This is a genomic window from Pseudomonas sp. Ant30-3, assembly GCF_000690905.1.
In the GTDB taxonomy this organism is placed as follows: Bacteria; Pseudomonadota; Gammaproteobacteria; order Pseudomonadales; family Pseudomonadaceae; genus Aquipseudomonas.
The window spans coordinates 1-23942 of the sequence record NZ_JMCL01000027.1 but is presented as its reverse complement, the minus strand read 5'-3'; the positions used below and the strand labels follow the sequence as shown (position 1 = coordinate 23942).

General features: G+C 59.7%; 21 protein-coding genes. 11 read left to right on the top strand and 10 right to left on the bottom strand.

The window, feature by feature from the left end; genetic code table 11:
- Positions 1 to 2: 2 nt before the first annotated feature.
- Genes DU29_RS0107210 through DU29_RS0107200 form a run of 3 tightly spaced genes read right to left on the bottom strand, consistent with a single transcriptional unit; the run spans position 3 to position 2730 of the window.
- Positions 3 to 872 carry a rhomboid family intramembrane serine protease gene (locus DU29_RS0107210; RefSeq protein ID WP_028621136.1) on the bottom strand — a complete coding sequence of 290 codons (870 nt, stop codon included), beginning with the start codon at positions 870 to 872 and terminating at the stop codon, positions 3 to 5.
- The gene (locus DU29_RS0107205; protein ID WP_442961281.1) at positions 869 to 1843 is read right to left on the bottom strand and encodes a metallophosphoesterase; all 975 of its coding nucleotides are present in this window, start codon (positions 1841 to 1843) and stop codon (positions 869 to 871) included. Before DU29_RS0107205 ends, DU29_RS0107210 begins: the two co-directional genes overlap by 4 nt.
- Positions 1840 to 2730 (bottom strand): NAD(+) kinase, encoded by an 891-nt coding sequence (locus DU29_RS0107200; protein ID WP_007988608.1) that lies wholly within the window; start codon positions 2728 to 2730, stop codon positions 1840 to 1842. Before DU29_RS0107200 ends, DU29_RS0107205 begins: the two co-directional genes overlap by 4 nt.
- Before the next feature lie 118 nt (positions 2731 to 2848).
- On the opposite strand from DU29_RS0107200, the gene DU29_RS0107195 reads away from it, so the two are divergent.
- The gene (locus DU29_RS0107195) at positions 2849 to 3799 is read left to right on the top strand and encodes a DUF1853 family protein (protein WP_028621134.1); all 951 of its coding nucleotides are present in this window, start codon (positions 2849 to 2851) and stop codon (positions 3797 to 3799) included.
- Between the two features lie 225 nt (positions 3800 to 4024).
- On the opposite strand, the gene DU29_RS0107190 is transcribed toward DU29_RS0107195, so the two are convergent.
- Together DU29_RS0107190 and DU29_RS0107185 are read right to left on the bottom strand one after the other, a co-directional pair.
- A complete protein-coding gene (locus DU29_RS0107190) occupies positions 4025 to 5308 on the bottom strand; it encodes an arsenic transporter (RefSeq protein WP_028621133.1) in 1284 nt (427 codons plus the stop codon).
- 294 nt (positions 5309 to 5602) lie between these two features.
- Positions 5603 to 6163, bottom strand: coding sequence for an NADPH-dependent FMN reductase (locus DU29_RS0107185; protein ID WP_028621132.1), 561 nt, complete (start codon positions 6161 to 6163; stop codon positions 5603 to 5605).
- 178 nt (positions 6164 to 6341) lie between these two features.
- On the opposite strand from DU29_RS0107185, the gene DU29_RS0107180 reads away from it, so the two are divergent.
- Together DU29_RS0107180 and DU29_RS0107175 are read left to right on the top strand one after the other, a co-directional pair.
- Positions 6342 to 6578: a hypothetical protein gene (locus DU29_RS0107180; RefSeq protein WP_028621131.1), complete on the top strand. Its 237-nt coding sequence runs from the start codon at positions 6342 to 6344 to the stop codon at positions 6576 to 6578.
- Between the two features lie 88 nt (positions 6579 to 6666).
- On the top strand, positions 6667 to 7560 hold the full coding sequence (locus DU29_RS0107175; RefSeq protein WP_028621130.1) for a LysR substrate-binding domain-containing protein: 894 nt from the start codon (positions 6667 to 6669) through the stop codon (positions 7558 to 7560).
- Here DU29_RS0107175 and DU29_RS0107170 read toward each other — a convergent pair.
- The 5 genes from DU29_RS0107170 to DU29_RS0107150 all read right to left on the bottom strand — a co-directional run bounded on the left by DU29_RS0107170 (position 7526) and on the right by DU29_RS0107150 (position 12900).
- Positions 7526 to 8140 (bottom strand): GNAT family N-acetyltransferase, encoded by a 615-nt coding sequence (locus DU29_RS0107170; protein ID WP_028621129.1) that lies wholly within the window; start codon positions 8138 to 8140, stop codon positions 7526 to 7528. The genes DU29_RS0107175 and DU29_RS0107170 overlap by 35 nt on opposite strands.
- Positions 8141 to 8154: 14 nt before the next feature.
- The gene (locus DU29_RS0107165; protein WP_028621128.1) at positions 8155 to 10410 is read right to left on the bottom strand and encodes an Orn/Lys/Arg decarboxylase N-terminal domain-containing protein; all 2256 of its coding nucleotides are present in this window, start codon (positions 10408 to 10410) and stop codon (positions 8155 to 8157) included.
- A 237-nt stretch (positions 10411 to 10647) separates the two neighbouring features.
- Complete coding sequence (dnaQ, locus tag DU29_RS0107160; protein WP_028621127.1) at positions 10648 to 11406, bottom strand: DNA polymerase III subunit epsilon; 759 nt, start codon at positions 11404 to 11406, stop codon at positions 10648 to 10650.
- 192 nt (positions 11407 to 11598) lie between these two features.
- Complete coding sequence (rnhA, locus tag DU29_RS0107155) at positions 11599 to 12051, bottom strand: ribonuclease HI (RefSeq protein ID WP_008028618.1); 453 nt, start codon at positions 12049 to 12051, stop codon at positions 11599 to 11601.
- 90 nt (positions 12052 to 12141) lie between these two features.
- Positions 12142 to 12900, bottom strand: a complete 759-nt coding sequence (locus DU29_RS0107150) for a class I SAM-dependent methyltransferase (protein WP_028621126.1) — start codon at positions 12898 to 12900, stop codon at positions 12142 to 12144.
- A 65-nt stretch (positions 12901 to 12965) separates the two neighbouring features.
- Here DU29_RS0107150 and gloB point away from each other — a divergent pair, with 65 nt between their 5' ends.
- From gloB to fabI, 8 genes are all read left to right on the top strand, one after another.
- The gene (gene gloB, locus DU29_RS0107145) at positions 12966 to 13733 is read left to right on the top strand and encodes a hydroxyacylglutathione hydrolase (RefSeq protein WP_028621125.1); all 768 of its coding nucleotides are present in this window, start codon (positions 12966 to 12968) and stop codon (positions 13731 to 13733) included.
- A gap of 99 nt (positions 13734 to 13832) precedes the next feature.
- Positions 13833 to 15284, top strand: coding sequence for a transglycosylase SLT domain-containing protein (locus DU29_RS0107140; protein WP_028621124.1), 1452 nt, complete (start codon positions 13833 to 13835; stop codon positions 15282 to 15284).
- Between the two features lie 227 nt (positions 15285 to 15511).
- Positions 15512 to 17344 carry an extracellular solute-binding protein gene (locus DU29_RS0107135; protein WP_028621123.1) on the top strand — a complete coding sequence of 611 codons (1833 nt, stop codon included), beginning with the start codon at positions 15512 to 15514 and terminating at the stop codon, positions 17342 to 17344.
- Complete coding sequence (locus DU29_RS0107130) at positions 17341 to 19182, top strand: extracellular solute-binding protein (RefSeq protein ID WP_028621122.1); 1842 nt, start codon at positions 17341 to 17343, stop codon at positions 19180 to 19182. The genes DU29_RS0107135 and DU29_RS0107130 overlap by 4 nt, the downstream gene beginning before the upstream one ends.
- Before the next feature lie 4 nt (positions 19183 to 19186).
- Complete coding sequence (locus DU29_RS0107125; protein ID WP_028621121.1) at positions 19187 to 20260, top strand: microcin C ABC transporter permease YejB; 1074 nt, start codon at positions 19187 to 19189, stop codon at positions 20258 to 20260.
- A gap of 1 nt (position 20261) precedes the next feature.
- Positions 20262 to 21281: an ABC transporter permease gene (locus DU29_RS0107120; protein ID WP_028621120.1), complete on the top strand. Its 1020-nt coding sequence runs from the start codon at positions 20262 to 20264 to the stop codon at positions 21279 to 21281.
- Between the two features lies 1 nt (position 21282).
- The gene (locus DU29_RS0107115; protein WP_028621119.1) at positions 21283 to 22893 is read left to right on the top strand and encodes an ABC transporter ATP-binding protein; all 1611 of its coding nucleotides are present in this window, start codon (positions 21283 to 21285) and stop codon (positions 22891 to 22893) included.
- A gap of 21 nt (positions 22894 to 22914) precedes the next feature.
- Positions 22915 to 23709 carry an enoyl-ACP reductase FabI gene (gene fabI, locus DU29_RS0107110; protein ID WP_028621118.1) on the top strand — a complete coding sequence of 265 codons (795 nt, stop codon included), beginning with the start codon at positions 22915 to 22917 and terminating at the stop codon, positions 23707 to 23709.
- Positions 23710 to 23942: the final 233 nt, after the last annotated feature.

The following is a 23942-nucleotide window of genomic DNA, read 5'->3' as shown; positions in this document are numbered from 1 at the left end:
TTTTAGACGGCCAGTTTACGGCGGTTGTACAAGCCGCCCAACAAACCGGTCAGGCATCCGACGAGCAACCCGCTCACGTGGGCCGCGTTGGCGATTTCACCGAAGCCGATCAATGAGATCACCCCGGACAGGCACACCAGCAACCACACCAGCATCATCACCAGCACGCCACGCGGCAGGCGATAAGCCGGGTTCGGCGCCAGCACCTGGAAGATCCAGCAATGCCCGAGCAAGCCATACAGCACACCGGACAGGCCGCCGAACAGGGTCGGCCCGCTGAAAACGAACTGGGCATAGTTGGACGCCACGGCGAACAGCAACGTCAAGCCGATCAGGTTGATGCTGCCCTGCCGCGACTCGATGCGCCGCCCCAGCTCCCAGTACCACATGCCGTTCATGGCCAGGTGGAGGATGCCGAAGTGGATCAGCATCGGTGTCACCAGTCGCCACCACTGCCCCGCCGCCAGGCTGTCGGCCAACGGAACGAAGTGGATGTACTCGCCGACAATGCGAAAATCGAGAAAGGTCAGCCAGCGCATGGTTTCGAGGTTTTCGCCGAGCAGCGTCACCGCGCCGACGATCAGGCTGAGGATCAGCACCAGCGCGGTGGCCTTGGCATGGCGTAGTTGCTCGACAAACCCAGGCCGCTTGGCCGTCTGCGCCGCCGGGATGTCCATGTGCTGATCGGGGTCGCCTGCCGGGAACCGTTCATATAATGAACGCACGTCTGCACTGATGTTGGCCGGCACCCACAGCACTTGTTCGCCCTTCTCTTCGCTGACCCGATGCGGCACTTGCATGCGTTGCAGCAATTTGACGAAGCCGCTGAGATCCACATTCAGCGGCAAGCGCAACACGGCGACGGCACTCATTGCAGCATCTCCGGGCGCTCGACGTCGACCCAGACAAATTTGTCCGGTTCGAGCCGGGTTTCCTGATCGAGGCGGTAGGCACACAGCTTGCCGTACAACACTGCGCTGTAATCCAGGCAGGCCAGATTCGGACGGATCGGTGCCGGTTTGCCACTGCGCCAGTAATGGCCGACGAACAGCAACGGCTCATCGGCGCCGTAGCGCAACAGGGTATTTTTTTCGTTGGACGACAGCGGCGTCAGGGCCACCGGATCGGGCAATGCGTCTGGCTGGAACACGATGTCTCCGTAAGTTTGCGGGTCGTCTTCCCAGAATTTGGTGCGGAAAAACGACCGGGTCAGGCCGTCGCCACTGGTCATGGTCAGCCCGTCGGGCAAACGCATGTCGGTACCGCGCAGCAGGCGATCGAATACGGTGCAGGCGAAGCTGCCGGGGATTGCCGACGCTTGCAGGAAAGCTTCATCGACGCAGCCATCGGGGAACAACGCACGCAGCGGCTCGATCAATCCGGCATCCCAACAGGCATGCACCACCCGGAAGCGACCAGCGTCGACGAACAACGGCATTTGGTAGAACCATTCCTGAAAGTCATGCCAATCACCCGGATGGCCCTCGAACTGCTTCAGGGTTTCCCCCAGCAGACGCGCATGACGCGGGGTGTGCTCGCGCACAAACTGCTTGCCACTGCCCGGCGGCGCGGGAGTGCTCCAGCCGAGCGCGTTGAATTCGTGATTGCCCATGATGCACAGGGCCTGCCCGGCCTCGACCATGTCGTGGACGATGTGCAGCGCTTCGCGAATGCGCGGGCCGCGGTCGATGATGTCACCGACGAACACCGCCATGCGCGACGGATGCCGCCATACGCCACCTTGTTTGTGATAACCGAGCCGGTCGAGCAAGTGCTCAAGGGTCAGAGCGCAACCGTGCACGTCACCGATCAGGTCGTAGCTACGCGCGGGATCGAGCATCAGTCGCCTCCACCACCCAACTTGCTGCCCCAGCCGAGCTTGGTTCGGCAGACTTCATAGTAGTTGTGGTCGAGCGGGTGAATCAGCCGCAGTTTCTGCGCTTTCTTGCTGACAGTAATGGTGTCGCCCGGCGCGCAGGTGAAGTGGTTCTGCCCGTCACAGGAAACTTGCGGATAGATCTGCATATCTTTGGACACGACGATTTTCAGCTCACTGTTGCCATCGACCACGATCGGCCTGCCCGACAAGGTATGGGGGTACATCGGCACAATCACAATAGCGTCGAGCTTGGGATGCATGATCGGGCCACCCGCCGACAAGGCGTAAGCGGTCGACCCGGTGGGCGTCGCGACAATCAGGCCGTCGGCCTTCTGACTGCAGACGAACTGGCCGTCGATGTACAGTTCGAACTCGATCATCCGCGTCGATTTGCCGGGGTGCAGCACCACGTCGTTCAGCGCATCGCCCTGACCGATGGCCTCGGCGTGACGGCGGACTTCGGCCTGCAGCAGGAAGCGGTTTTCCACCAGATAATGGCCGTCGAGCACTTCGGCGACTTTGACTTCCAGCTCGTCCGGGCGAATGTCCGTAAGAAAGCCGAGGCTGCCACGGTTGATGCCCAGCACCGGAATATTGTGTCGCGCCAGAGCGCGCGCAGCGCCGAGCAGGCTGCCGTCGCCGCCGACGACAATCACCATGTCACAGACTTCACCGAGCATCTTGCGCGACGAGGTTTGCAAGCCATGGCCCGGCAGGACTTCGGCGATGGTGTCTTCGAGGATCACGTGCAGGTGACGATCGAGCAGAAAGCGTTTCAGTCGGCGGACGGTATCCAGCACCTGCGAACTGCCCAGGCGACCGATGATGCCGATATTACGAAATTGCTCCATGGGGCTCCTAGAGTCAGGGTCTGCGACGGCGAGAACCACGATTATGGGCGAAAGCTCAGGATAGACAAAATCCTTTCAGCCCCAGAGGTCCACTCAGGTTTGAGGCTATGCTCGCAAGATGATCCTATTTCCCGATTTGCTGCAGTTACCCCACCAGTTGCGCCACCCGGAAGTCCGCGACCTGGCGTGGGTCATCCTCGCGCCGCCGATGCTCGCGGTCACGCCGTGGCCGCAGCGTCATCCGCTGGCCGGCAGCGACTGGGTGCAGGCGCCCGAACAGCTTGAGCGATGGCTGCGGCAACTGGATCACGACAGTTACGACCTGCTGCACTGGCTGGCCCAGGCACGAACCCGACGCCTGGGTCTGTATTACGAACGGCTGTGGCAGTATGCGGTGAGGCACGCGCCGGGCATCGAGCTGATCGCCGCCAACCTGCCGATCCGGCGCGCAGGCCACACGCTGGGCGAGCTGGACATGCTGCTGCGTGACCGCGACGGCGTGCATCATCTGGAATTGGCGATCAAGCTTTACCTCGGCCCGCAAGGTGGCGATGGGCAGGACACCGCGCAGTGGCTGGGCCCGGGCTGTCATGATCGGCTGGATCGCAAACTGGCGCACTTGAGCCAGCATCAACTGCCGATCTCTGCGCGCCCGGAAAGCCGCGAAGTGCTGGCGGCGCTGGATATTCAGCAGTTCAGTGCGCATCTGTGGCTGGGTGGTTATTTGTTGTACCCGTGGCCGGGACAGGCGCAAGCCCCGACGGGTGCCCATCCGCAGCATTTGCGCGGCAGTTGGTTGCATCAGAAGGATTGGCCGGACTTTGTCGCGCAACGTCCGCCAGGCCGCTGGCAACCCCTGCCCCGCCACGCCTGGCTGGCACCGGCGCATTATCCGGCGGATCAGACCTGGAGCGCCGAACAGTTGAACGCCTGGCTAACGGCGCTGGAACCTCTGGCCCCCGCACAGTTGCTGGTGCGTCTGGTCGAGAATGGTGATGGCGACTGGGAGGAAGCGGAGCGGCTTTTTCTGGTGGCCGATCTCTGGCCGAATGTGCCGGGGAATGGCTGAGACCTGGCGTGTAAATTTGAACCCGTAGGAGCAAGCTTGCCCGCGATTGCGGTGGGTCAGTCACAATTTAGGCTAATGACACACCGCCATCGCGGGCAAGCCCGGCTCCTACAGTTTTTGTGTCGGCCGCAGATTTTGCATTCCACACAGATACTGCTGGCCGCAGATCTTTGAATTCCACAGCCCTTGTAGGAGCAAGCTTGCTCGCGATGGACCCACCACCATTCAAATGGACAACCGCACCGCCAGCGCCGCCAACGTCACCAGCAATACCGGCACGGTCAGCACGATCCCGACCTTGAAATAATATCCCCAGCCAATCCGGATACCCTTGCGCTGCAACACGTGCAGCCATAACAACGTCGCCAGACTGCCGATCGGGGTAATCTTCGGCCCCAGGTCGCTGCCAATCACGTTGGCGTAAATCATCGCTTCTTTGATCACCCCGGTCGCCTGGCTCGCTTCGATAGACAGCAAGCCGACCAACACCGTCGGCATGTTGTTCATCATCGATGACAGCAACGCCGTCAACACCCCGGTGCCCATTGCAGCGCCCCAAATCCCATACCCGGCGAAAGCATTCAGCCAACCCGCCAGATAATCGGTGAGCCCGGCATTGCGCAGGCCGTAAACCACCAGGTACATGCCCAGCGAGAAAATCACGATTTGCCAGGGCGCTTCCTTTATCACCTTACGGGTGGAAATCTTGTGACCGCGCGCGGCAATCGCCAGCAGCAGCGCCGCGCACACCGCCGAAATTGCGCTGATCGGAATACCCAACGGTTCCAGCGCGAAGCAGCCAATCAGCAAAATCGCCAGCACCGCCCAACCGGCAAAAAACGTCGCCTTGTCATGAATGGCACTGGCCGGATGCTCAAGCTGCTCAGGGTCGTACGCTTTGGGAATATCGCGGCGGAAGAACCACATCAGCATGCCCAGCGTGGCCGCGACGCTGACAAAGTTGACGGGCACCATCACCGCTGCATAACGATTGAAGCCGATGTTGAAAAAATCGGCCGAGACGATGTTCACCAGGTTCGACACCACCAGCGGCAGGCTCGCCGTGTCGGCAATGAAGCCGGCGCCCATGACGAACGCCAATGTCGCTGCCGGGGAAAACCGCAACGCCAGCAGCATCGAAATCACAATCGGCGTGAGGATCAATGCCGCGCCGTCATTGGCAAACAGCGCCGACACCAGCGCGCCGAGCAGGACCATGAAGGCGAACAGCTTGCGCCCACTACCGCGCCCCCAACGCGCCACGTGCAACGCCGCCCAAGCAAAAAAACCTGCCTCGTCCAGCAACAGGCTGATGATGATCAGCGCGATAAACGTACCGGTAGCGTTCCAAATGATCTGCCACACCAGCGGAATATCACTGAGGTGAACGACGCCGGAAATCAGCGCAAGCACCGCGCCCAATGCCGCGCTCCAGCCAACTCCAAGGCCCTTGGGTTGCCAGATCACCAAGGTGATGGTCAGCAGGAAAATCAACGACGCAATAAGCATGCAATGCAGCCTTGAAGGAATGGGGAATCGACACCCGCGAACGATCCGGAAGACGGTTCGGGCAGAATCAGGTGAGAACATATGGAATTTCGTATATCCAGTAAAGCGCTATCTTGTGGACACGCGGACCGTGTAGCAGCTGCCGAGCCTGCTGGGCTGCGTCGGGCGCAACGTCGTTCATTATTTGAAAAATGTCGGCAGGCACAGCGCAGCAGCCGAATCACGACTGCTGCGCAGCCGGACGCAGCCTCGCAGGTTCGGCAGCTGCTACAGGGTTTACGGTGGCTTGAGGTGTCAGATCTTTTTGTGTTGCTCGACCCACTTGGCGTAGCCGTCGATGAATTTCTGCAGGAAAGGCCTGACCGTTTCGGACAGTTGACCCGCTTCATCGAAAGCCGTACCTGCCCCACCCAGATAAGCTTCCGGCTGTTGCATCATTGGCACATCGAGAAACACCATGGACTGGCGCAAATGATGATTCGCCCCGAAACCGCCAATGGCGCCTGGCGAAACGCTAATCACCGCCCCAGGCTTGCCACTGAAGCAGCTCTGGCCGTAGGGCCGCGAGCCGACGTCAATCGCGTTCTTCAACGGCGCCGGCACCGAACGGTTGTATTCCGGGGTGACGAACAGCAACGCGTCGGATGAGCTCACTTGTTGTCGGAAAGTGCTGTAGGCTGCCGGCGGAGAAGCACCATCGATGTCTTCGTTATAGAGCGGCAGATCACCGATTTCGACGATGTTGAGTTTGAGATGGGCGGGTGCGAGGTCAGCAAGGGCCAAAGCGACTTTGCGATTGATCGATTCCTTTCTCAAGCTGCCAACTACAACGGCGATCGTATAAACGTTGCTCATGTAAGTGTTCTCGACTGTCCGATGGAAAGAGCCTGTAGTTATAGATGACGTTCCAAGCAGGGGGCGAGTGATAAATGCGTCCCCCTGACTATTTTTTTCCGGTAAGAAAACTTACCTCGCCCATGCACGGTCTACAGATCCGCAAATTGAGTGATTTATCTCCAGAGGTTCTAAGCAGATGGCAGCAGTACTCGTCGGTCAGTTCCATGCAAGAGACGCGGAAGGCCGTGTTTATTCCGTTCACGAGTTCCAGGAGTCTACTCCGTCGGCAGGCGAGCTGGCCGGCTCGGCGCCTGTCACCACATACAAGCTGGCAATTGGCGACCGGCTCAACAAACTCGACGACAACGAATTTGTGCTGGTGCAATCAGGTATCACCCTCACTCGCGAACCCGAAACGAACGTGGCCTCATAACCCGCGGTTATGAGCAGAAGTCATATGCGCGGACTTGAGTTAGGATTCAGCCACTGACTCCCTTACCTGCCGAACATGGACTTCACGCATGCGTTTACGCCACATTGAAGTGATCCAGGCGCTGCTGCAGACCGGTCACCTGGGCACCGCCGCTGAATGGCTGCAATTGCCGGTGGCCGACGTTGAGCATCTGCTGCACGACGCCGAGAGTCAGTTGGGTTTCATGCTTTTTTCCAGCGTGCGCGGCCGGTTGCAGGCTACGCGCGAGGCACGGGACCTGCAGGGCGAAATCGCTCATCTGTACGCCGCACTCGAGCCAATCCAACGCCTGGCCGCAAGCCTCAAGCATTACCATGCGCCGCCCCTCCGAATCCTTTGCACGCCAGCGCTTGCGCAACAGTTATTGCCGCAAAGCATTGCAGCTCTGCGCCGACGTTTTCCCGATGCCCCCTGTACGCTGCTGAGCGAAGCAACCTGCGACATCGTCCGCAGTCTTCTGCTTCGCGAAAGCGACGTGGGGCTGAGCCTGCACGATCCACAGCATGTCGATATTGATTGCCAGCAGATTGCCCAAGGCAAGCTGCAGTTGCTGGCGCCGCACGGCTGGCTGCAACCAAAGCAGAAATACATTGCCCTGCAGGACCTCGCCGGCCAGGCGATGGTCGGCCTAGAGGGTCATGACCCGCTAAGCCCGGCGTTCGACAACAAATTGCAAATGCTCCGACCTGCCCCGGTGATCCATATCCGGGTGCAGACGCATCAGATGATGCGCAGCATGGTCGAGGCCGGCGAGGGCCTGGCAATCGTTGACCCGTTCACCGCGCTCGGCGCCAAATCCGCCGGCCTTGATGCCTGCCCGTTGGTACCTGCGGTGCCGATCTGTCTGTATGCGCTGACACTGAAAAATGCCGAGCCCTCGCCCGCCGCTCAGGCGCTGCTGGACATCGTCAAGGAACAAGCCGCGGCGATTTTATCGAGCTGAGCGTACTTTCCAGCGGATTATCAAACAGTCGGTACCAGAACAGCGCCATTTCTGCGGTATTTGGATCAATGCCGCGATAGCGCAAATGATCCACGCCGCCAATCACATAACCGCAGCGTTCGTAGAGTCGACAGGCGCCAAGGTTATTGTTCTGGGTCTCCAGCATGATGCCCGGTAACTTTTTCTTGCGACTCCAGAACTGCGCGACGTCCAGCAATGCCTTGGCCACGCCGTGCCGACGCGCCGGCGCATGCACCGCGAGCTCGTCGATATGGGCAAAGCCGTTCCAGTTGGTGCTGATCACCAGATGGCCTACCGGCTCGTCATCCAGGTAGGCCATGAAAATCGCGCTATCGACGGCATCGCGAAAACTGCCAAACTCTTCGGGGTCGATGCCGTAGCACTTGCGGTAGGGGGTAATCGGCGTCACCGGCCATTGATCGACGGGTTTACCCACTTCGGCTGCGCCATAGGCGGCGACGTCGAAACTGAAATCACTGCCCCAGACATATGCCGCGAAACCGTCATCGGCAACGCGCACGGACAGCCCTGGGTATTTCGGATTCATCACCGGTTGCATATTGGGAAAGGTCCTCACTCCTTGATGCAATCGACGGTGTAAAGCCGCCCATTGCCCTCGTCTTCACGCTGCAAGCCGTGCACATCGGCGACAAAGCCCGGGAAGCTGCTGTCAAATGTTCGGGCAAACGCCAGGTAATCATTGATCGAACGGGTTGACTGGGTGAAACGTTCGCCGGGCATGATCAACGGGATCCCCGGCGGATACGGCACCAGCATGACAGCGGCAATCCGGCCCTCCAATGCATCGATCGGCACCGCTTCGACCTCGCCGCGCACCAGGTGATCATAGGCGTCAGCAGGCTTCATGGCGATCTCCGGCAAAACGGTGTACATGCGCTTGAGATTCCTGGCGGTGGTATTGCTGCGATAACAGTCGTGCAACTGATCGCACAGGTCGCGCAGGCCCATGCCGCGATAACGCGCGACATCCTGTTGAGCCACGCAGGGCAGGCAAATGGAAAGACTGACATTGGCGTCATAGCTGCGTTTGAACTCCAGCAACTCGGTCAACAACGTGCTCCATTTGCCTTTGGTGATGCCCATCGAGAACAACACCAGAAACGAATACAGGCCGGTCTTTTCGACGACCAGCCCGCGCTCCCAGAGAAATTTGCTGACCACCGCTGCAGGTATGCCCCGCTCGCTCAGCGCACCGCCGGCTGTCAAACCGGGCATCACCAGCGTGACCCTGATCGGATCGAGCAGCACATAGTCATCGGTCACGCCGGTAAAACCGTGCCAATCGGCGTCGGGTTGCAGCAACCAGTCTACCGTCGATACCCGTTCGATGCCTTCAACCGAGGGTGGCTGCCAGATGGAAAACCACCAGTCATCGGCGGCGATGTGCTGACGCAGGTTAGCCAGCGCGCGACGAAAACTCAGAGCCTCGTCGAACATTTCCTGCAGCAGCGAATGCCCGGCAGGGCCTTCCATCATGGCCGATGCGACGTCCAGCGAGGCAATGATGCTGTACTGCGGCGAAGTGGAAATGTGCATCATGAAAGCTTCGTTGAAACGGTCGCGGTCGAGCGGCCGCGCGCCACCATCCTGTACATGAATCATCGAAGCCTGGCTGAACGCCGCGAGCAATTTGTGAGTGGAATGGGTGGTAAACACCATCGGGCTATCTTCGCTGCGTGAAGTGCCCATGCCGTAACGTCCGGCAAAAAATTCGTGAAACGCCGCGTAGGCGTACCAGGCCTCGTCGAAGTGCAGGACCTCTACGCTGTTGCCGAGACTTTGCTTGATCAGCTCGGCGTTATAGCAGAGGCCGTCATAGGTCGAGTTGGTGACCACGGCAAGCTTGACCTTGGGCTCTCGGCCCTTGGTCAACGGACTGGCGTCGATCTTGGCCTGGATCGATTCTCGGCTGAACTCGCTGAGCGGTATCGGCCCGATGATCCCCAGCTCGTTGCGCTCAGGGCACAAGTACAGAGGAATCGCGCCGGTCATGATGATCGAGTGCAACACCGATTTATGGCAGTTGCGATCGACCAGCACCAGGTCATCACGGGCGACCATCGCATGCCAGACAATCTTGTTGGCGGTCGAGGTGCCATTGATCACGAAGAAGGTGTGATCCGCGCCAAAATTACGCGCCGCGCGGGCTTCCGCTTCGGCCAGCGGACCGGTGTGATCGAGCAGCGACCCGAGCTCGGGCACCGACACTGACAAGTCCGAGCGCAGGGTGTTTTCTCCAAAAAACTGGTGAAAGGCCTGCCCCACCGGACTTTTGTGATACGCCACACCGCCGCCGTGCCCGGGCGTGTGCCATGAATAATTGGAATCAGCGGTGTGCTGGACCAATGCCTTGAAGAACGGCGGAAGTAAACCGTCGAGGTATTTGCGTGCTGCCCGGGCTACCTGCCGCGCGAGAAACGGCACCGTATCTTCGAACAGATAAAGGATGCCGCGCAGCTGATTGAGCTCATCCATGGCGTCGGCGGGCGCGTTTTCGAGGGTGACCTGCTCGCCGAGGGCAAAAATCGGCAAGTCTGGCGCACGCACACGTGCCAGGCCAATCAGGTCGGCCATGTTCTGCAGCAGGTGGGAATTGGCGCTCGGGTCTTCGGCGGCGATCAACATGCACGAGAGGCCGTGATGCGTCGAGGCAACCAGACGCCCCTCGGTGTAATCGACCGCCGAGACGATGCTGAAACCTTCCTGCTCCAGCTCGCGAGCAATCCCGCGCACGCGATCACCGGCGACAGTGTCTGCCTTGATGTCGCGATGGACGATCAGCACCGGGAATTTCAAGTCTTTGTACATAAGCTCAGTGTCCTGAGGGGCAGACCGAGACCTGCCAATTGACTCAGGGTAGAGGGTTGGAGCGGATGTGGCGAGGGGGGAATGCCCCTAGGTGGAACACTGGTGACCCCTGATGCTGCAAGTTCGACCACCTGTAGCTGCTGCCGCAGGCTGCGTCGGCGGTCAGCAAGATGGCCGGGAAAATCAATTGAACAACCGGCTCCGCCGGACGCAGCCTGCGGCAGCTGCTACAGAGTCTCAGGCCTGAGCTTTGGCCTCGGCCAGTTGCTGCCACAAAGAGGGCGCACCCGCCGCTTTGGCGATGGCTTCCAGGCGCGCTACGTGCTGCGCCAGATCATCGTCGTTGGCGGCGATGATTCGGGTTGGCTGACGATTGGCAGGCAGCCGGCGGATTTCGGTGGCCGAGTTGTCCGCGCCCTCGCCTGAACCATTGCCATCGGAGGCATTGCCCGCCAGAGACAGGCTGGTCTGGCCACCGGTCATGGTCAGGTAAACGTCGGCGAGAATCTCGGAGTCGAGCAAGGCGCCGTGCAGTTCACGCCCGGAGTTGTCGACTCCATAGCGTTTGCACAACGCGTCGAGGCTGTTGCGCTGCCCTGGGTGACGTTCCCGGGCCATCATCAAGGTGTCGAGAATCGAGCAGTGTTGCGTGATGTCCGCCCGATCGTGCTGACCCATCAGGGCGAATTCGTTGTTGATGAAGCCAACGTCGAACGCCGCATTATGGATGATCAGTTGCGCACCCTTGATGAATTCGAAGAACTCATCGGCCACTTCGGTGAAACGCGGTTTACCCACCAGGAATTCGTTGGTGATGCCGTGCACGCCGATGGCGCCCTCGTCACTTTCGCGATCCGGCTGCAGGTAAACGTGGAAGTGGCGGCCGGTCAGGCGCCGGCCAATCAGCTCGACACAACCGATTTCGATAATCCGGTGGCCGTCAGTCACCGGCATGCCAGTGGTTTCGGTATCGAGTACAACGGATCTGGTGGCCATCAGTGCTCAGCTCTCAACGGTTCAATCGTGCAAAAGCGCGGATGTTATCACGCTCGCAAGGGGCTTTCAGGTACACCGTGCTGCACCTATCGCCAGCAGGCTGGTTCCCACAGGTTTTGCGAGCACCCTCTACCCCTGTGGGAGCCAGCCTGCTGGCGATTGGCCGCAGCGCGGTGCATCAGCGGTCTCAAATCAGGCCTGCTTGTACCCGCGAACCTCATCAACGCCACGATTGGCCAACTGATCAGCGCGTTCGTTACCGTGATGGCCGATGTGTCCCCGTACCCATTTCCAGGTGACATTGTGGCGATTGACCTGTTCATCGAGAAGTTTCCACAGATCGGCATTTTTCACCGGTTCTTTCGCGGCAGTCTTCCAGCCGCGCTTCTTCCAGTTGTCCATCCACTCATTGATGCCTTTCATCACGTACTGCGAGTCTGTGACCAGCAACACGTCGCACGAACGCTTGAGTTCTTCCAGGCCACGGATAGCGCCCATCAACTCCATGCGGTTATTGGTGGTGTTGGCTTCGCCGCCCCAGAGTTCCTTTTCGACACCCTTGCACACCAGCAGCGCGCCCCAGCCGCCCGGGCCGGGATTGCCTTTGCAGGCGCCGTCGGTGAAAAGTTCTACGCTATCGCTCATGCCAATCTATCCAGAAAATGCCGTGGCTCGCCGATCTGCGATCAACGATGCCCGAGGCCGGGGCGAACCCGGCCGGAAGTAAAAGAGGTGTTACGGTTCGATATTGCGGCGATTGACCTTGGCCATCGGCAAGGGAATCAGCTTGCCCATCGGCTCGCGGCGCTCCTGGCGCAGGGGGCGCAGGCCCACCACGATCTTGCGCGCCACCAACAGATAAAAGCCGCCGCCCGACAGCTGCCAGTCCCCGGCCTTGCGCTCCCAACCGGCGAGACGAGCCTGCCAGGATGGGGATGCAAGCGGCGGACGATAGCACCCGAAGCGGCGTTTCTCCAGCGCGAAACCCAGCAGGTTCAGCCAGTCCCCGACCCGTGAAGGTGAAATGCAACGGGCCTTGCGCAAGCCATCATTGGCGAACACATGGCGCAGCCCCCACGTGCTCCATGGGTTGATGCCGATGATCAGCAGATGCCCGCCGGGGCGCACGCTGCTCGCCGCTTCACGCAACAAACCGTGGGGCGACAGGCAGAAATCCAGGCCATGTTGCAGCACCACAACGTCGGCGGCATGCTCGCTCAATGGCCAGGCCTGCTCTTCGCAAACGATCTCGACCCCCGGCAACGGTGCGCCGAGCCGCACATTGCGCTGCACCTGCGGCGCCGGCGGTGGTGTCTGCGCCGAAGGCCCGTAGTGCACCAGATAGCCACCGAAGAAGCGCCCAAGCTCGTCTTCGAGCATGCGCCGTTCTTCGTCCAGCAAAAATTGCCCGATCGGCCCCGACAACCATTCACGGGCCGCACTGATCAAGGCCAGCCAGTCAGGATCGGCCTGAGCGAACGCTTTATCAGTCATTGCATTCTCCAACGCGCCAGGAAGTTCTAAGATGCGCCATTGTTTTCCGCTTGGCGAATCCGACGATGATACAGATCACAGCCCTCTGCGCCTTCTCCGACAACTACATCTGGTTGTTACAAGACACTGACACCCGCCGCTGCGCCGTGGTCGATCCTGGTGATGCCGCTCCGGTGCAAGCCTGGCTGGCAGCCCACCCGGACTGGGTGTTGAGCGATATTCTGATCACTCACCACCACCACGACCATGTCGGCGGCGTGCAGGCATTAAAAAATGCGACCGACGCGAAAGTCTACGGCCCTGCCCGGGAAACCATTCCGGCGCGGGAAGTGGCGCTTGTCGATAACGACCGCATCAATGTGCTGGGGCTTGGCTTCGATGTCATCGACGTCCCGGGCCATACCTCCGGCCACATCGCTTTTTATCACCAGGGCATGCTGTTCTGCGGCGACACGCTGTTTGCCGCCGGTTGCGGGCGCTTGTTCGAGGGCACGCCAGAACAGATGCACACCTCGCTGACGCGTCTGGCGTCGCTGCCCGAAGACACGCAGGTGTATTGCGCGCATGAGTACACATTGAGCAACCTGCGCTTCGCCGCTGCGGTAGAACCGGGTAATCCGGATGTTGCCGATCGGCTCGCCGACGTTATCCAGAAACGCGCAGCCGGCACCATCACGCTGCCATCGAATCTGGCCCTGGAAAAACTCACCAATCCGTTTCTGCGGACCGGCGAAACATCCGTTAAAGAAAAACTGGACGAACGGGCTGGGGCCGCCAACCGGTCGCCAAGTGCAGTTTTTGCGGCCCTGAGGGCGTGGAAAGATACGTTCTAAAGGGCCTGCCGGTGGGTACGAAAAATCTGAATGGTTGACCGCAAGGGGTGCACTTTCTAGAATCGCCCGACATTTTTGCCCGGAACTTACTTCCAGCCAATGTCGTCATCTATTCGTAAGTCCATTCATTCAGACGCATTGACCCGCCTGGCTCAAGCCATCGCGGTGGCTGTGTCCGCCACGTTGGCGGGCTGTTCCAGCCATGTGCCGCAGACCGAAGTGACGCACACTCCGAATATCGCGGCACGCGCCAAACAGAAGCCCATCTGGCTCACCGAAAAGCCTGTTCCGCAAATTCCCCAGGACGTCTGGGAGCGCATGCGACAGGGTTTCCAGTTGCAGGACAACGTCGGCGTCAACCCACGCGTCGAGCAGCAGCGCCTGTGGTTCGCGAGCAACCCCTCCTACCTGGAATCGGCTGGCGAACGCGGCAGCCTCTACATTCATTACATCGTCGAGCGCCTCGAAGAGCGCAACATGCCGCTGGAACTGGCCCTGCTGCCCGTGATTGAAAGCTCCTACAACCCGATGGCCTATTCGCGCGCCCATGCAGTGGGTTTGTGGCAATTCATTCCGTCCACCGGCCGTTATTTCAATCTGCGGCAGACACGTTTTTATGATGGCCGCCGCGACATCACCGCGTCGACCACTGCGGCAATGGATTATCTGACCCGCCTGCACGACATGTTCAACGGTGACTGGCTGTTGGCGCTTGCAGCCTACAACGCTGGCGAGGGCACGGTAAGCCGCGCCATCGAGCGCAACGAAAAACTGGGGCTGCCGACCGATTACTGGAACCTGCCACTGCCGGCCGAAACCCAGGCCTACGTGCCCAAGTTGCTTGCATTGTCGCAGGTGGTGCTGGCACCGGAAGCCTATGGCGTGAACCTCAGCCCGATCGCCAATGAGCCTTACTTCCAGGTGGTCGAGATCAACCAGCGCATGGACCTGTCCAAGGTTGCGGCGGTGGCTAACATCGATGAAGACGAGCTGTTCCAGCTCAATCCGGCGTTCAAACAGCGCACCACCATCGACGGTCCTCAGCATTTGCTGGTGCCGACATCGAAAGCGCAACTGCTGACTGCCAGCCTGTCGACCATGCGACCGGACGAATTGATCAGCCAGAAGCCGCTAAAACCGGTCTTCGAGGGTGTTGATCGCAACGAGATTGCCAGCCTCAAACGCGCCTATCGGGTCAAACGCGGCGACAACCTGGGCACAATCGCCAAGGCCAACAAGGTTGACGTCAAGGACCTGCAGCGCTGGAACAAGACGTCTGGCAAAAACCTCAAGGTTGGCCAGACGCTGGTCATGCAGGACACCTCGAAACGTGGCTCCGGACGGGTTAATACCGTCGTGGCGGCAAACAGCAAGTCCGCCGGCAAGTCCAGCAAAAAGGCGCAGACTCAGTACAAGGTCAAGCAAGGCGACTCGTTGTACATGGTGGCCAAGCGGTTCAATGTGGAAATGCAGCACCTCAAGCGCTGGAACCCTCGGGTTGGCCAAGCGCTGAAGCCGGGACAGATGCTGACGGTGTCCTCGCCGCATTAAAAGGAGCCCCTGACGTTCAGGGGCTTTTTTTTGCCTGCGATTCGAGGTCCGCTGAAATCTCGCGGTTGCAGAGATTCCAGTGGCGAGCAAGACCTTCACAAATACTGTGTTCTCCGGGCGATCGCGTCCGCAATTAACAACGCATTAATTCAGTGTCTTTTTCCTGCCCATACAAGCTGTTACTGTACGGTCCACTTAGCCCAAGCCGCCTGGATCGAACCTCTGACTTGAAGCGTCCTCTCCTTCTCTGCCTGATCAGCCTGGCCTTGAGCTCTCCCGCAAGCGCGACGATCAGCGAAAGCCATGGTTATGCGCAGTTCGGCACACTCAAGTACCCGGCCAGATTTACCCACTTCGATTGGGTCAACCCGCAAGCGCCCAAGGGCGGAACATTGCGGGTGATGGCGTTTGGCACCTTCGATACGCTCAACCCCTACACATTCAAGGGTACCAGCCCGGTCGGCACGGCCAATTTCCTGCAGTACGGCATCAACGAGCTGAATGAGCCGCTGATGGTTGGCACCGGCCAGTACGCGCCCTCCGGCGATGAACCGACGTCCAGCTACGGGCTGATCGCGCGTTCGGTGGAATATGCCGAAGACCGCAGCTGGGTGGTGTTCAATCTGCGCCCCGAGGCGCGGTTTCACGATGGCATTGCGATCACTGCGTACGACGTGGCGTTTTCCTACCGCCTGTTGCTCAAGGAAGGTCACCCGCAGTACCGCACCAATCTGCAGGAAGTGTTGCGGGTCGATGTGCTCAACCCGCACCGCATCCGTTTTGTTTTCAAGCGCGCCGGTAATCCGTTGCTGATCCTGCGTTTGGGCGAGTTGCCGGTATTGCCGCAGCATTATTGGAAAAATCGCGACTTCAAGGCCACGACCTTTGAAGCACCGCTGGGCAGCGGGCCGTATCGGATAACCTCGGTCACACCCGGACGACAACTGGTGTTTGAACGGGTCAAGGATTACTGGGGCAAAGACCTGCCGGTCAATCGCGGCAAATACAATGTCAACCGCATGGAAGTGGAATTCTATCGGGACAGCGACGTCGCGTTCGAAGCCTTCAAGGCCGGCGAATTTGATATCTACATCGAGCATCAGGCGAAAAACTGGCAGAACGGCTACAACTTTCCGGCAGCGCGTCGCGGCGATGTGATCAAAGCGCAGATCCCGCACCAGATCCCGACGCAAACCCAAGGCCTGTTCATGAACAGCCGGCGCGCGACCTTCGCCGACCAGAAGGTCCGTGAAGCCCTGGGGCTGATGTTCGACTTCGAATGGACCAACCGCACGCTGTTCAGCGGCGCCTATAAACGGGCGCTGAGTTACTACCCCAATAGTGAATTCTCGGCGACCGGGCTGCCGGTCGGGCATGAATGGCTGATGCTCACACCGTTTCGCGAGCAACTTCCCGTCAAGCTGCTGACCGAACCGTTCAGCCTGCCGCAGACCGATGGCCGTGGCATCCCGCGGGAAACCATGCGCAAAAGCCTGAACCTGCTCGCCGAGGCTGGCTGGAAGCTCAATGGCCAACGGGTCGAGAACGCCAACGGTCAGCCGCTGCGCCTGGAAATTCTGCTGGTCAATCCCAATCTTGAACGCATCCTTCAGCCCTACGTCGAGAACCTCGCCAGCATCGGCATCGACGCACGGCTGCGCACGGTGGACCGCGCCCAGTACAAACAACGCCTGGATCAATTCGATTTCGACATGGTCCTGTTAACGCTCAACCAGACGCTAAGCCCCGGTCTGGAACAGTGGCAGTACTTTCACTCCAGCCAGGTCGGGATCAAGGGCAGTAAAAATTACGCCGGCATCGCCAACCCGGTGGTCGACCATCTGCTTGAGCAATTGCTCGCCGCACAAACACGCGACCAGCAAGTCGCCGCCGGCAAAGCGCTGGACCGGGTCCTGTTGTGGCAGCACTACATCATTCCCAACTGGTACCTCAATTATCACCGTCTGGCTTACCGCAACCGGTTCGCCTTCATCACCACGCCGCCCTATACCCTGGGTCTGAGCGCATGGTGGTTGAAATCTTCGGAGAAAGATCGATGAAACCTGTACGCGCCCTGCTCCTGCAGGCCGGTGGCTTGTTGTTCGCCGGGCTGGCCTGCGCCGCCCCACAACATGCGCTGACCTTGTACGACGAGCCACCGAAATACCCAGCCGATTTCAAGCACTTCGACTTCGTCAACCCGGACGCGCCCAAGGGCGGCACATTCCGCCAGGCCGGTTCCGGTGGCTTCGACAGCCTCAACCCGTTCATCAGCAAAGGCGTGCCGGCCGATGACATCAGCCTGATCTACGACACTCTCGCCAAACAGAGCCTGGACGAACCGTTTACCGAGTACGGACTGGTCGCGGGCAAGATCGAGAAGGCTCCTGACAACAGTTGGGTGCGCTTCTACCTTCGCCCGGAAGCACGCTTTCACGACGGCCACCCGATCCACGCCGAAGACGTGCAGTTCAGTTTCGACATGCTGACCAAGGAAGGCGCGCCGCTGTATCGCGGCTACTACGCCGATGTCGCCGAAGTCATCGCGGAAACCCCGAACACCGTGCTGTTCAAGTTCAAGCACAGCAATAACCGCGAATTGCCGCTGATCCTCGGTCAGTTGCCGGTGCTGCCCAAGCACTGGTGGGCCACCCGCGACTTCAACAAGGGCAATCTGGAAATGCCGTTGGGCAGCGGCCCTTACAAAGTCAGTGAAGTGAAGGCCGGACGCTCGATTCGTTACGAGCGGGTCAAGGATTACTGGGGCAAAGACCTGCCGGTCAATCGCGGTTTCTACAATTTCGACGTGATGTTGACCGACTATTACCGCGACAACACGGTCGCGCTGGAAGCACTCAAGGCCGGGCAATTCGATTACTGGCTGGAAATGACCGCCAAAAGCTGGGCCAACGCTTACAACGTTCCGGCCGTCACCGAAGGTCGCCTGATCAAGGAACAAATCCCCAACGGCAACCCGACCGGCATGCAGGGTTTTGTGTTCAATCTGCGTCGTCCGGTGTTCCAGGATATACGCGTGCGTCAGGCGATGACCCTGTTGCTGGATTTCGAGTGGACTAACAAACAACTGTTCAACGGCGCCTATGCGCGCACCCGCAGTTATTTCGAGAACAGTGAGATGGCGGCGACCGGTCTGCCGGATGCCGATCAACTGGCGATCCTCGACCCGTTTCGCGGCAAAATCCCTGACCAGGTGTTTAATGAGGCCTTCGAGAACCCGGTCACCGACGGCAGCGGCATGATTCGCACCCAGCAGCGCAAGGCCTACCAACTGCTGCAGGAGGCCGGCTGGCGGATTGTCGACGACAAGATGGTCGACGCCACGGGCAAACCGGTGAGCATCGAGTTTCTGCTCGCCCAGACCGAATTCGAGCGGGTGCTGCTGCCGTTCAAACGCAACCTGAGTGATCTGGGGATCGAGCTGGTGATCCGCCGGGTCGACGTCTCGCAGTACATCAACCGGGTGCGCTCGCGGGACTTCGACATGGTGGTCGGCGGCTTCCCGCAATCAAGTTCGCCCGGCAACGAGCAGCGCGAGTTCTGGATGTCTACGGCGGCGGACAAGCCTGGCAGCCGCAACTCGATGGGTCTGAAAGATCCGGTGGTCGATCAACTGGTTGAGCAACTGATCAACGCCGATTCGCGCAAAAGCCTGGTGGCCCACGCGCGCGCGCTGGACCGCGTGCTGCAATGGGGCTATTACGTGATCCCCAACTGGCACATCAAGACCTGGCGCGTGGCGTACTGGAATCACATCGGCCATCCGAAGGTCCCGCCCAAGTATGACGTGGGCATCAATACCTGGTGGATCAAGCCGGACGCGAAACCGGCGGTAGAAGTCGAAACCCAACTGCAAGCCGACCCTGCGGGCACGGAGTAATCAGATGCTGGCGTATATTTTTCGGCGACTGCTGCTGATCATCCCGACCTTGTTCGGCATTTTGCTGATCAACTTTGTGATCATCCAGGCTGCCCCCGGTGGCCCGGTGGAACAGATGATCGCCAAGCTTGAAGGTTTCGAAGGCGCGACCAGCCGGATTGCCGGCGGCGGTGCCGAAGTGTCGGTGGCTGGCTCGGCTTATCGCGGGGCGCAGGGGCTGGACCCGGCGCTGGTGAAAGAAATCGAGCACATGTACGGCTTCGACAAATCGGCGCCGGAACGCTTGTGGATCATGATCAAGAACTACGCCACGCTGGATTTCGGCGACAGTTTTTTCCGCGACGCCAAGGTCATCGACCTGATCAAGGAAAAGATGCCGGTGTCGATCTCGCTCGGGTTGTGGAGCACGCTGATCATGTACCTGGTGTCGATCCCGCTGGGGATCGCCAAGGCCACGCGACACGGCAGCCATTTTGACGTCTGGACCAGTTCGCTGATCATCGTCGGCTACGCAATCCCGGCGTTCCTGTTCGCCATTTTGCTGATCGTGGTATTTGCCGGCGGCAGCTATTTCGACTGGTTCCCGTTGCGCGGCCTGACCTCCAACAATTTTGATGAACTGACCATGGGCGGCAAGATCCTCGATTATTTCTGGCACTTGGCCCTGCCGGTCACCGCGCTGGTGATCGGCAACTTCGCGACCATGACTTTGCTGACCAAAAACAGCTTCCTCGATGAAATCAACAAACAGTACGTGGTCACGGCCAAAGCCAAGGGCCTGACCAATCACCGAGTACTCTACGGCCACGTGTTCCGCAACGCCATGTTGCTGGTGATTGCAGGGTTCCCGTCGGCGTTCATCGGCATTTTCTTCACCGGCTCGCTGCTGGTGGAAGTGATCTTCTCCCTTGATGGCCTCGGCCTGATGAGCTTTGAAGCGGCGATCAACCGCGATTACCCGGTGGTGTTCGGCACGCTGTTCATCTTCACGTTGCTGGGCTTGATCGTGAAGTTGATCGGCGACCTCACCTACACCTTTGTCGATCCGCGGATCGACTTCGAAAGCCGGGAGCATTGAGATGAACCTGTCCCCACTCAATCGCCGCCGTTTCGAACTGTTCAAGGCCAACAAGCGTGGCTGGTGGTCGTTATGGCTGTTCCTCGTGCTGTTCGGCTTGAGCCTCGGCGCCGAATTGATCGCCAACGACAAACCGCTCGCGGTGCACTACGAAGACGGCTGGTATTTCCCCGCACTCAAGCGCTACCCGGAAACCGCGTTCGGCGGCGAATTCCCGCTGGAGGCCAACTACAAGAGTCCGTACATCCGCGAACTGCTCAAGGCCAAAGATGCCTGGGTGCTCTGGGCACCGATTCCCTACAGTTACCAAAGTATCAATTACGACCTGAAGGTCCCGGCCCCTGCTCCGCCCTCCGCAGACAACCTGCTCGGCACCGACGACCAGGGCCGCGACGTGCTCGCCCGGGTGATCTACGGCTTCCGCATTTCGGTGCTGTTCGCCCTGACGCTGACCATTCTCAGTTCGATCATTGGCGTGATTGCCGGCGCGTTGCAGGGCTTTTATGGCGGCTGGGTCGATCTCGCGGGGCAGCGGTTTCTGGAGATCTGGTCCGGGTTGCCGGTGCTGTATCTGCTGATCATTCTGGCCAGCTTCGTGCAGCCGAACTTCTGGTGGCTGCTGGGGATCATGCTGCTGTTCTCGTGGATGAGCCTGGTCGACGTGGTGCGTGCCGAGTTCCTGCGCGGGCGCAACCTCGAATACGTGCGCGCGGCCCGGGCGCTGGGGATGCAGAATGGTGCGATCATGTTCCGCCATATCCTGCCCAACGCGATGGTATCGACCATGACGTTCATGCCGTTCATTCTTACCGGCGCCATCGGCACGCTGACTGCCCTGGATTTCCTCGGTTTTGGCCTGCCGCCCGGCGCGCCGTCGCTGGGTGAGCTGGTAGCTCAGGGCAAGTCCAACCTGCAAGCGCCGTGGCTGGGCATGAGCGCGTTTGCGGTGCTGGCATTGATGTTGAGTTTGCTGGTGTTCATCGGCGAGTCCGCTCGCGATGCTTTCGACCCGAGGAAGTGAAATGAATCAGGACAATCTGATCGAAGTGCGCGACCTGTCCGTCGAATTTATCGTCGGCGAACGCTGTCAGCGCGTGGTCGAAGGCATCAGTTTCGATATCAAGCGCGGCGAAACCCTGGCGCTGGTGGGCGAAAGCGGTTCCGGCAAATCGGTGACGGCGCATTCCATCCTGCGGCTGCTGCCCTACCCGCTCGCGCGGCATCCGTCCGGGACCATTCAATATTCCGGCAAGGACCTGCTGAGCCTGAAAGAGAAAACCATCCGGCACATTCGCGGCAACCGGATCGCGATGATTTTCCAGGAGCCGATGACCTCGCTCAATCCGCTGCACTCGATCGAAAAGCAGATCAACGAAGTGCTGGGGATTCACAAAGGTCTGGTCGGCAAAGTCGCGACCAGACGCACGCTGGAACTGCTGGAAATGGTCGGCATTCCCGAGCCGCACAAACGCCTCAAGGCCCTGCCCCATGAATTGTCCGGCGGCCAGCGCCAGCGGGTGATGATCGCCATGGCCCTGGCCAACGAGCCAGAGTTGCTGATTGCCGACGAGCCCACCACTGCGCTGGACGTGACCGTTCAGCTGAAAATCCTCGAATTGCTCAAGGAATTGCAGGCCCGTCTGGGCATGTCACTGTTGCTGATCAGTCACGATTTGAACCTGGTGCGAAGAATTGCGCATCGCGTATGTGTCATGCAGCGCGGTTGCATCGTCGAACAGGCATCGTGCGAAGAGTTGTTCCGCGCGCCGCAGCATCCGTACACTCGGGAACTGCTGGCAGCGGAGCCCAGCGGCAAGCCGGCGACCAATGAAATAGGCCCGCCATTGCTGCAGGTCGAGGACCTGAAAGTCTGGTTCCCGATCAAGAAAGGCCTGCTGAAAAAGACCGTCGATCACATCAAAGCGGTCGACGGCATCAACTTCAGCCTGCCGCAGGGCCAGACATTGGGGATCGTTGGCGAAAGCGGATCCGGCAAGTCGACGCTCGGTCTGGCGATTTTGCGGCTGATCGGCAGCAAAGGTGTCATCCGTTTTGAGGGCAAGCAGCTAGACTGCCTGACGCAGCAACAGGTTCGTCCGCTGCGCCGGGAAATGCAGGTGGTGTTTCAGGACCCTTTCGGCAGCCTGAGCCCGCGCATGTGTGTCAGCCAGATTGTGGGTGAAGGCCTGCGGATCCACAAGATGGGCACCGAGGCGGAACAGGAACAAGCGATTATTGCGGCACTCAAGGAGGTAGGTCTGGACCCGGACACCCGGAACCGCTACCCCCACGAATTTTCCGGCGGGCAGCGGCAGCGTATCGCCATTGCCCGGGCCCTGGTGCTCAAACCGGCGCTGATTCTGCTGGACGAGCCAACTTCGGCGCTCGACCGGACAGTGCAGCGGCAAGTGGTGGAGCTGCTGCGTTCACTGCAAAGCAAGTACAACCTGACGTATCTGTTTATCAGCCATGACCTGGCTGTCGTCAAAGCGCTGAGCCACCAGCTGATGGTGGTCAAGCATGGCCAAGTGGTCGAACAGGGAGACGCGCAAAGTATTTTTGCCGCCCCCCAACATCCGTATACACAGCAGTTGCTGGAAGCCGCTTTCCTGGCACCAGCCACTGCGCAATAACCTGAAAGAGAGGAGCAACACATGGGTTTTCTCGCCGGTAAGCGCGTACTGATCGTCGGTGTCGCCAGCAAGCTGTCCATCGCATCCGGCATCGCTGCCGCCATGCATCGCGAGGGCGCTGAGCTTGCCTTCACTTATCAGAACGACAAACTGAAAGGTCGTGTTGAAGAATTCGCACAAGGCTGGGGCTCGAAACCTGAGCTGTGCTTCCCGTGCGACGTGGCCAGCGATGAAGAAATCGCCAAGGTCTTCGAAGCCTTGAGCAAGAAGTGGGACGGTCTGGATTGCATCGTGCACTCCGTCGGCTTCGCCCCTGGCGACCAACTGGATGGCGACTTCACCGAAGCCACCACCCGCGAAGGTTTCCGCATCGCTCACGACATCAGCGCCTACAGCTTCGTGGCCCTGGCCAAGGCCGGTCGCGAGATGATGAAAGGCCGCAATGGCAGCCTGCTGACCCTGTCGTACCTGGGCGCCGAGCGCACCATGCCCAACTACAACGTGATGGGCATGGCCAAGGCTTCGCTGGAAGCTGGCGTACGTTATCTCGCTGGCTCCCTGGGCCCGGACGGCACCCGCGTCAACTGTGTTTCGGCTGGCCCGATCCGCACCCTCGCCGCTTCCGGCATCAAGAACTTCCGTAAGATGCTGGCCGCCAACGAAGCGCAAACCCCGCTGCGTCGCAACGTCACCATCGACGAAGTCGGCAACGCCGGCGCCTTCCTGTGCTCGGACCTGGCGTCCGGCATCAGCGGTGAAATCATGTACGTGGACGGTGGCTTCAACACCACGGCCATGGGCAGCCTCGAAGAGTAAGGTTTGACGTGACACAAAAAAACCGCCGGTTTCGGCGGTTTTTTTTCGTCTGGACATTGGTGATCGACATGTCTCGGCGCGATGCCTTAACTATGTACCGCCAACGCGGCCTCGCCTCGCTCGACAATGACTGACAGCAACAATCTGCTGTGTCATTGGAGATTCACATGAGTGAAACGTTAGAGACGCCGTCGCCCGACTGGCACAACCAAGCAATGATCGACGCGATAACC

Bases quoted from the DNA above. Each gene is read 5' to 3' on its own strand.
- DU29_RS0107210 (WP_028621136.1), bottom strand. From the start codon at position 872: ATGAGTGCCGTCGCCGTGTTGCGCTTGCCGCTGAATGTGGATCTCAGC.
- DU29_RS0107200 (WP_007988608.1), bottom strand. From the start codon at position 2,730: ATGGAGCAATTTCGTAATATCGGCATCATCGGTCGCCTGGGCAGTTCG.
- DU29_RS0107195 (WP_028621134.1), top strand. From the start codon at position 2,849: ATGATCCTATTTCCCGATTTGCTGCAGTTACCCCACCAGTTGCGCCAC.
- DU29_RS0107190 (WP_028621133.1), bottom strand. From the start codon at position 5,308: ATGCTTATTGCGTCGTTGATTTTCCTGCTGACCATCACCTTGGTGATC.
- DU29_RS0107185 (WP_028621132.1), bottom strand. From the start codon at position 6,163: ATGAGCAACGTTTATACGATCGCCGTTGTAGTTGGCAGCTTGAGAAAG.
- DU29_RS0107180 (WP_028621131.1), top strand. From the start codon at position 6,342: ATGGCAGCAGTACTCGTCGGTCAGTTCCATGCAAGAGACGCGGAAGGC.
- DU29_RS0107175 (WP_028621130.1), top strand. From the start codon at position 6,667: ATGCGTTTACGCCACATTGAAGTGATCCAGGCGCTGCTGCAGACCGGT.
- DU29_RS0107170 (WP_028621129.1), bottom strand. From the start codon at position 8,140: ATGCAACCGGTGATGAATCCGAAATACCCAGGGCTGTCCGTGCGCGTT.
- DU29_RS0107165 (WP_028621128.1), bottom strand. From the start codon at position 10,410: ATGTACAAAGACTTGAAATTCCCGGTGCTGATCGTCCATCGCGACATC.
- dnaQ (WP_028621127.1), bottom strand. From the start codon at position 11,406: ATGGCCACCAGATCCGTTGTACTCGATACCGAAACCACTGGCATGCCG.
- rnhA (WP_008028618.1), bottom strand. From the start codon at position 12,051: ATGAGCGATAGCGTAGAACTTTTCACCGACGGCGCCTGCAAAGGCAAT.
- DU29_RS0107150 (WP_028621126.1), bottom strand. From the start codon at position 12,900: ATGACTGATAAAGCGTTCGCTCAGGCCGATCCTGACTGGCTGGCCTTG.
- gloB (WP_028621125.1), top strand. From the start codon at position 12,966: ATGATACAGATCACAGCCCTCTGCGCCTTCTCCGACAACTACATCTGG.
- DU29_RS0107140 (WP_028621124.1), top strand. From the start codon at position 13,833: ATGTCGTCATCTATTCGTAAGTCCATTCATTCAGACGCATTGACCCGC.
- DU29_RS0107130 (WP_028621122.1), top strand. From the start codon at position 17,341: ATGAAACCTGTACGCGCCCTGCTCCTGCAGGCCGGTGGCTTGTTGTTC.
- DU29_RS0107125 (WP_028621121.1), top strand. From the start codon at position 19,187: ATGCTGGCGTATATTTTTCGGCGACTGCTGCTGATCATCCCGACCTTG.
- DU29_RS0107120 (WP_028621120.1), top strand. From the start codon at position 20,262: ATGAACCTGTCCCCACTCAATCGCCGCCGTTTCGAACTGTTCAAGGCC.
- DU29_RS0107115 (WP_028621119.1), top strand. From the start codon at position 21,283: ATGAATCAGGACAATCTGATCGAAGTGCGCGACCTGTCCGTCGAATTT.
- fabI (WP_028621118.1), top strand. From the start codon at position 22,915: ATGGGTTTTCTCGCCGGTAAGCGCGTACTGATCGTCGGTGTCGCCAGC.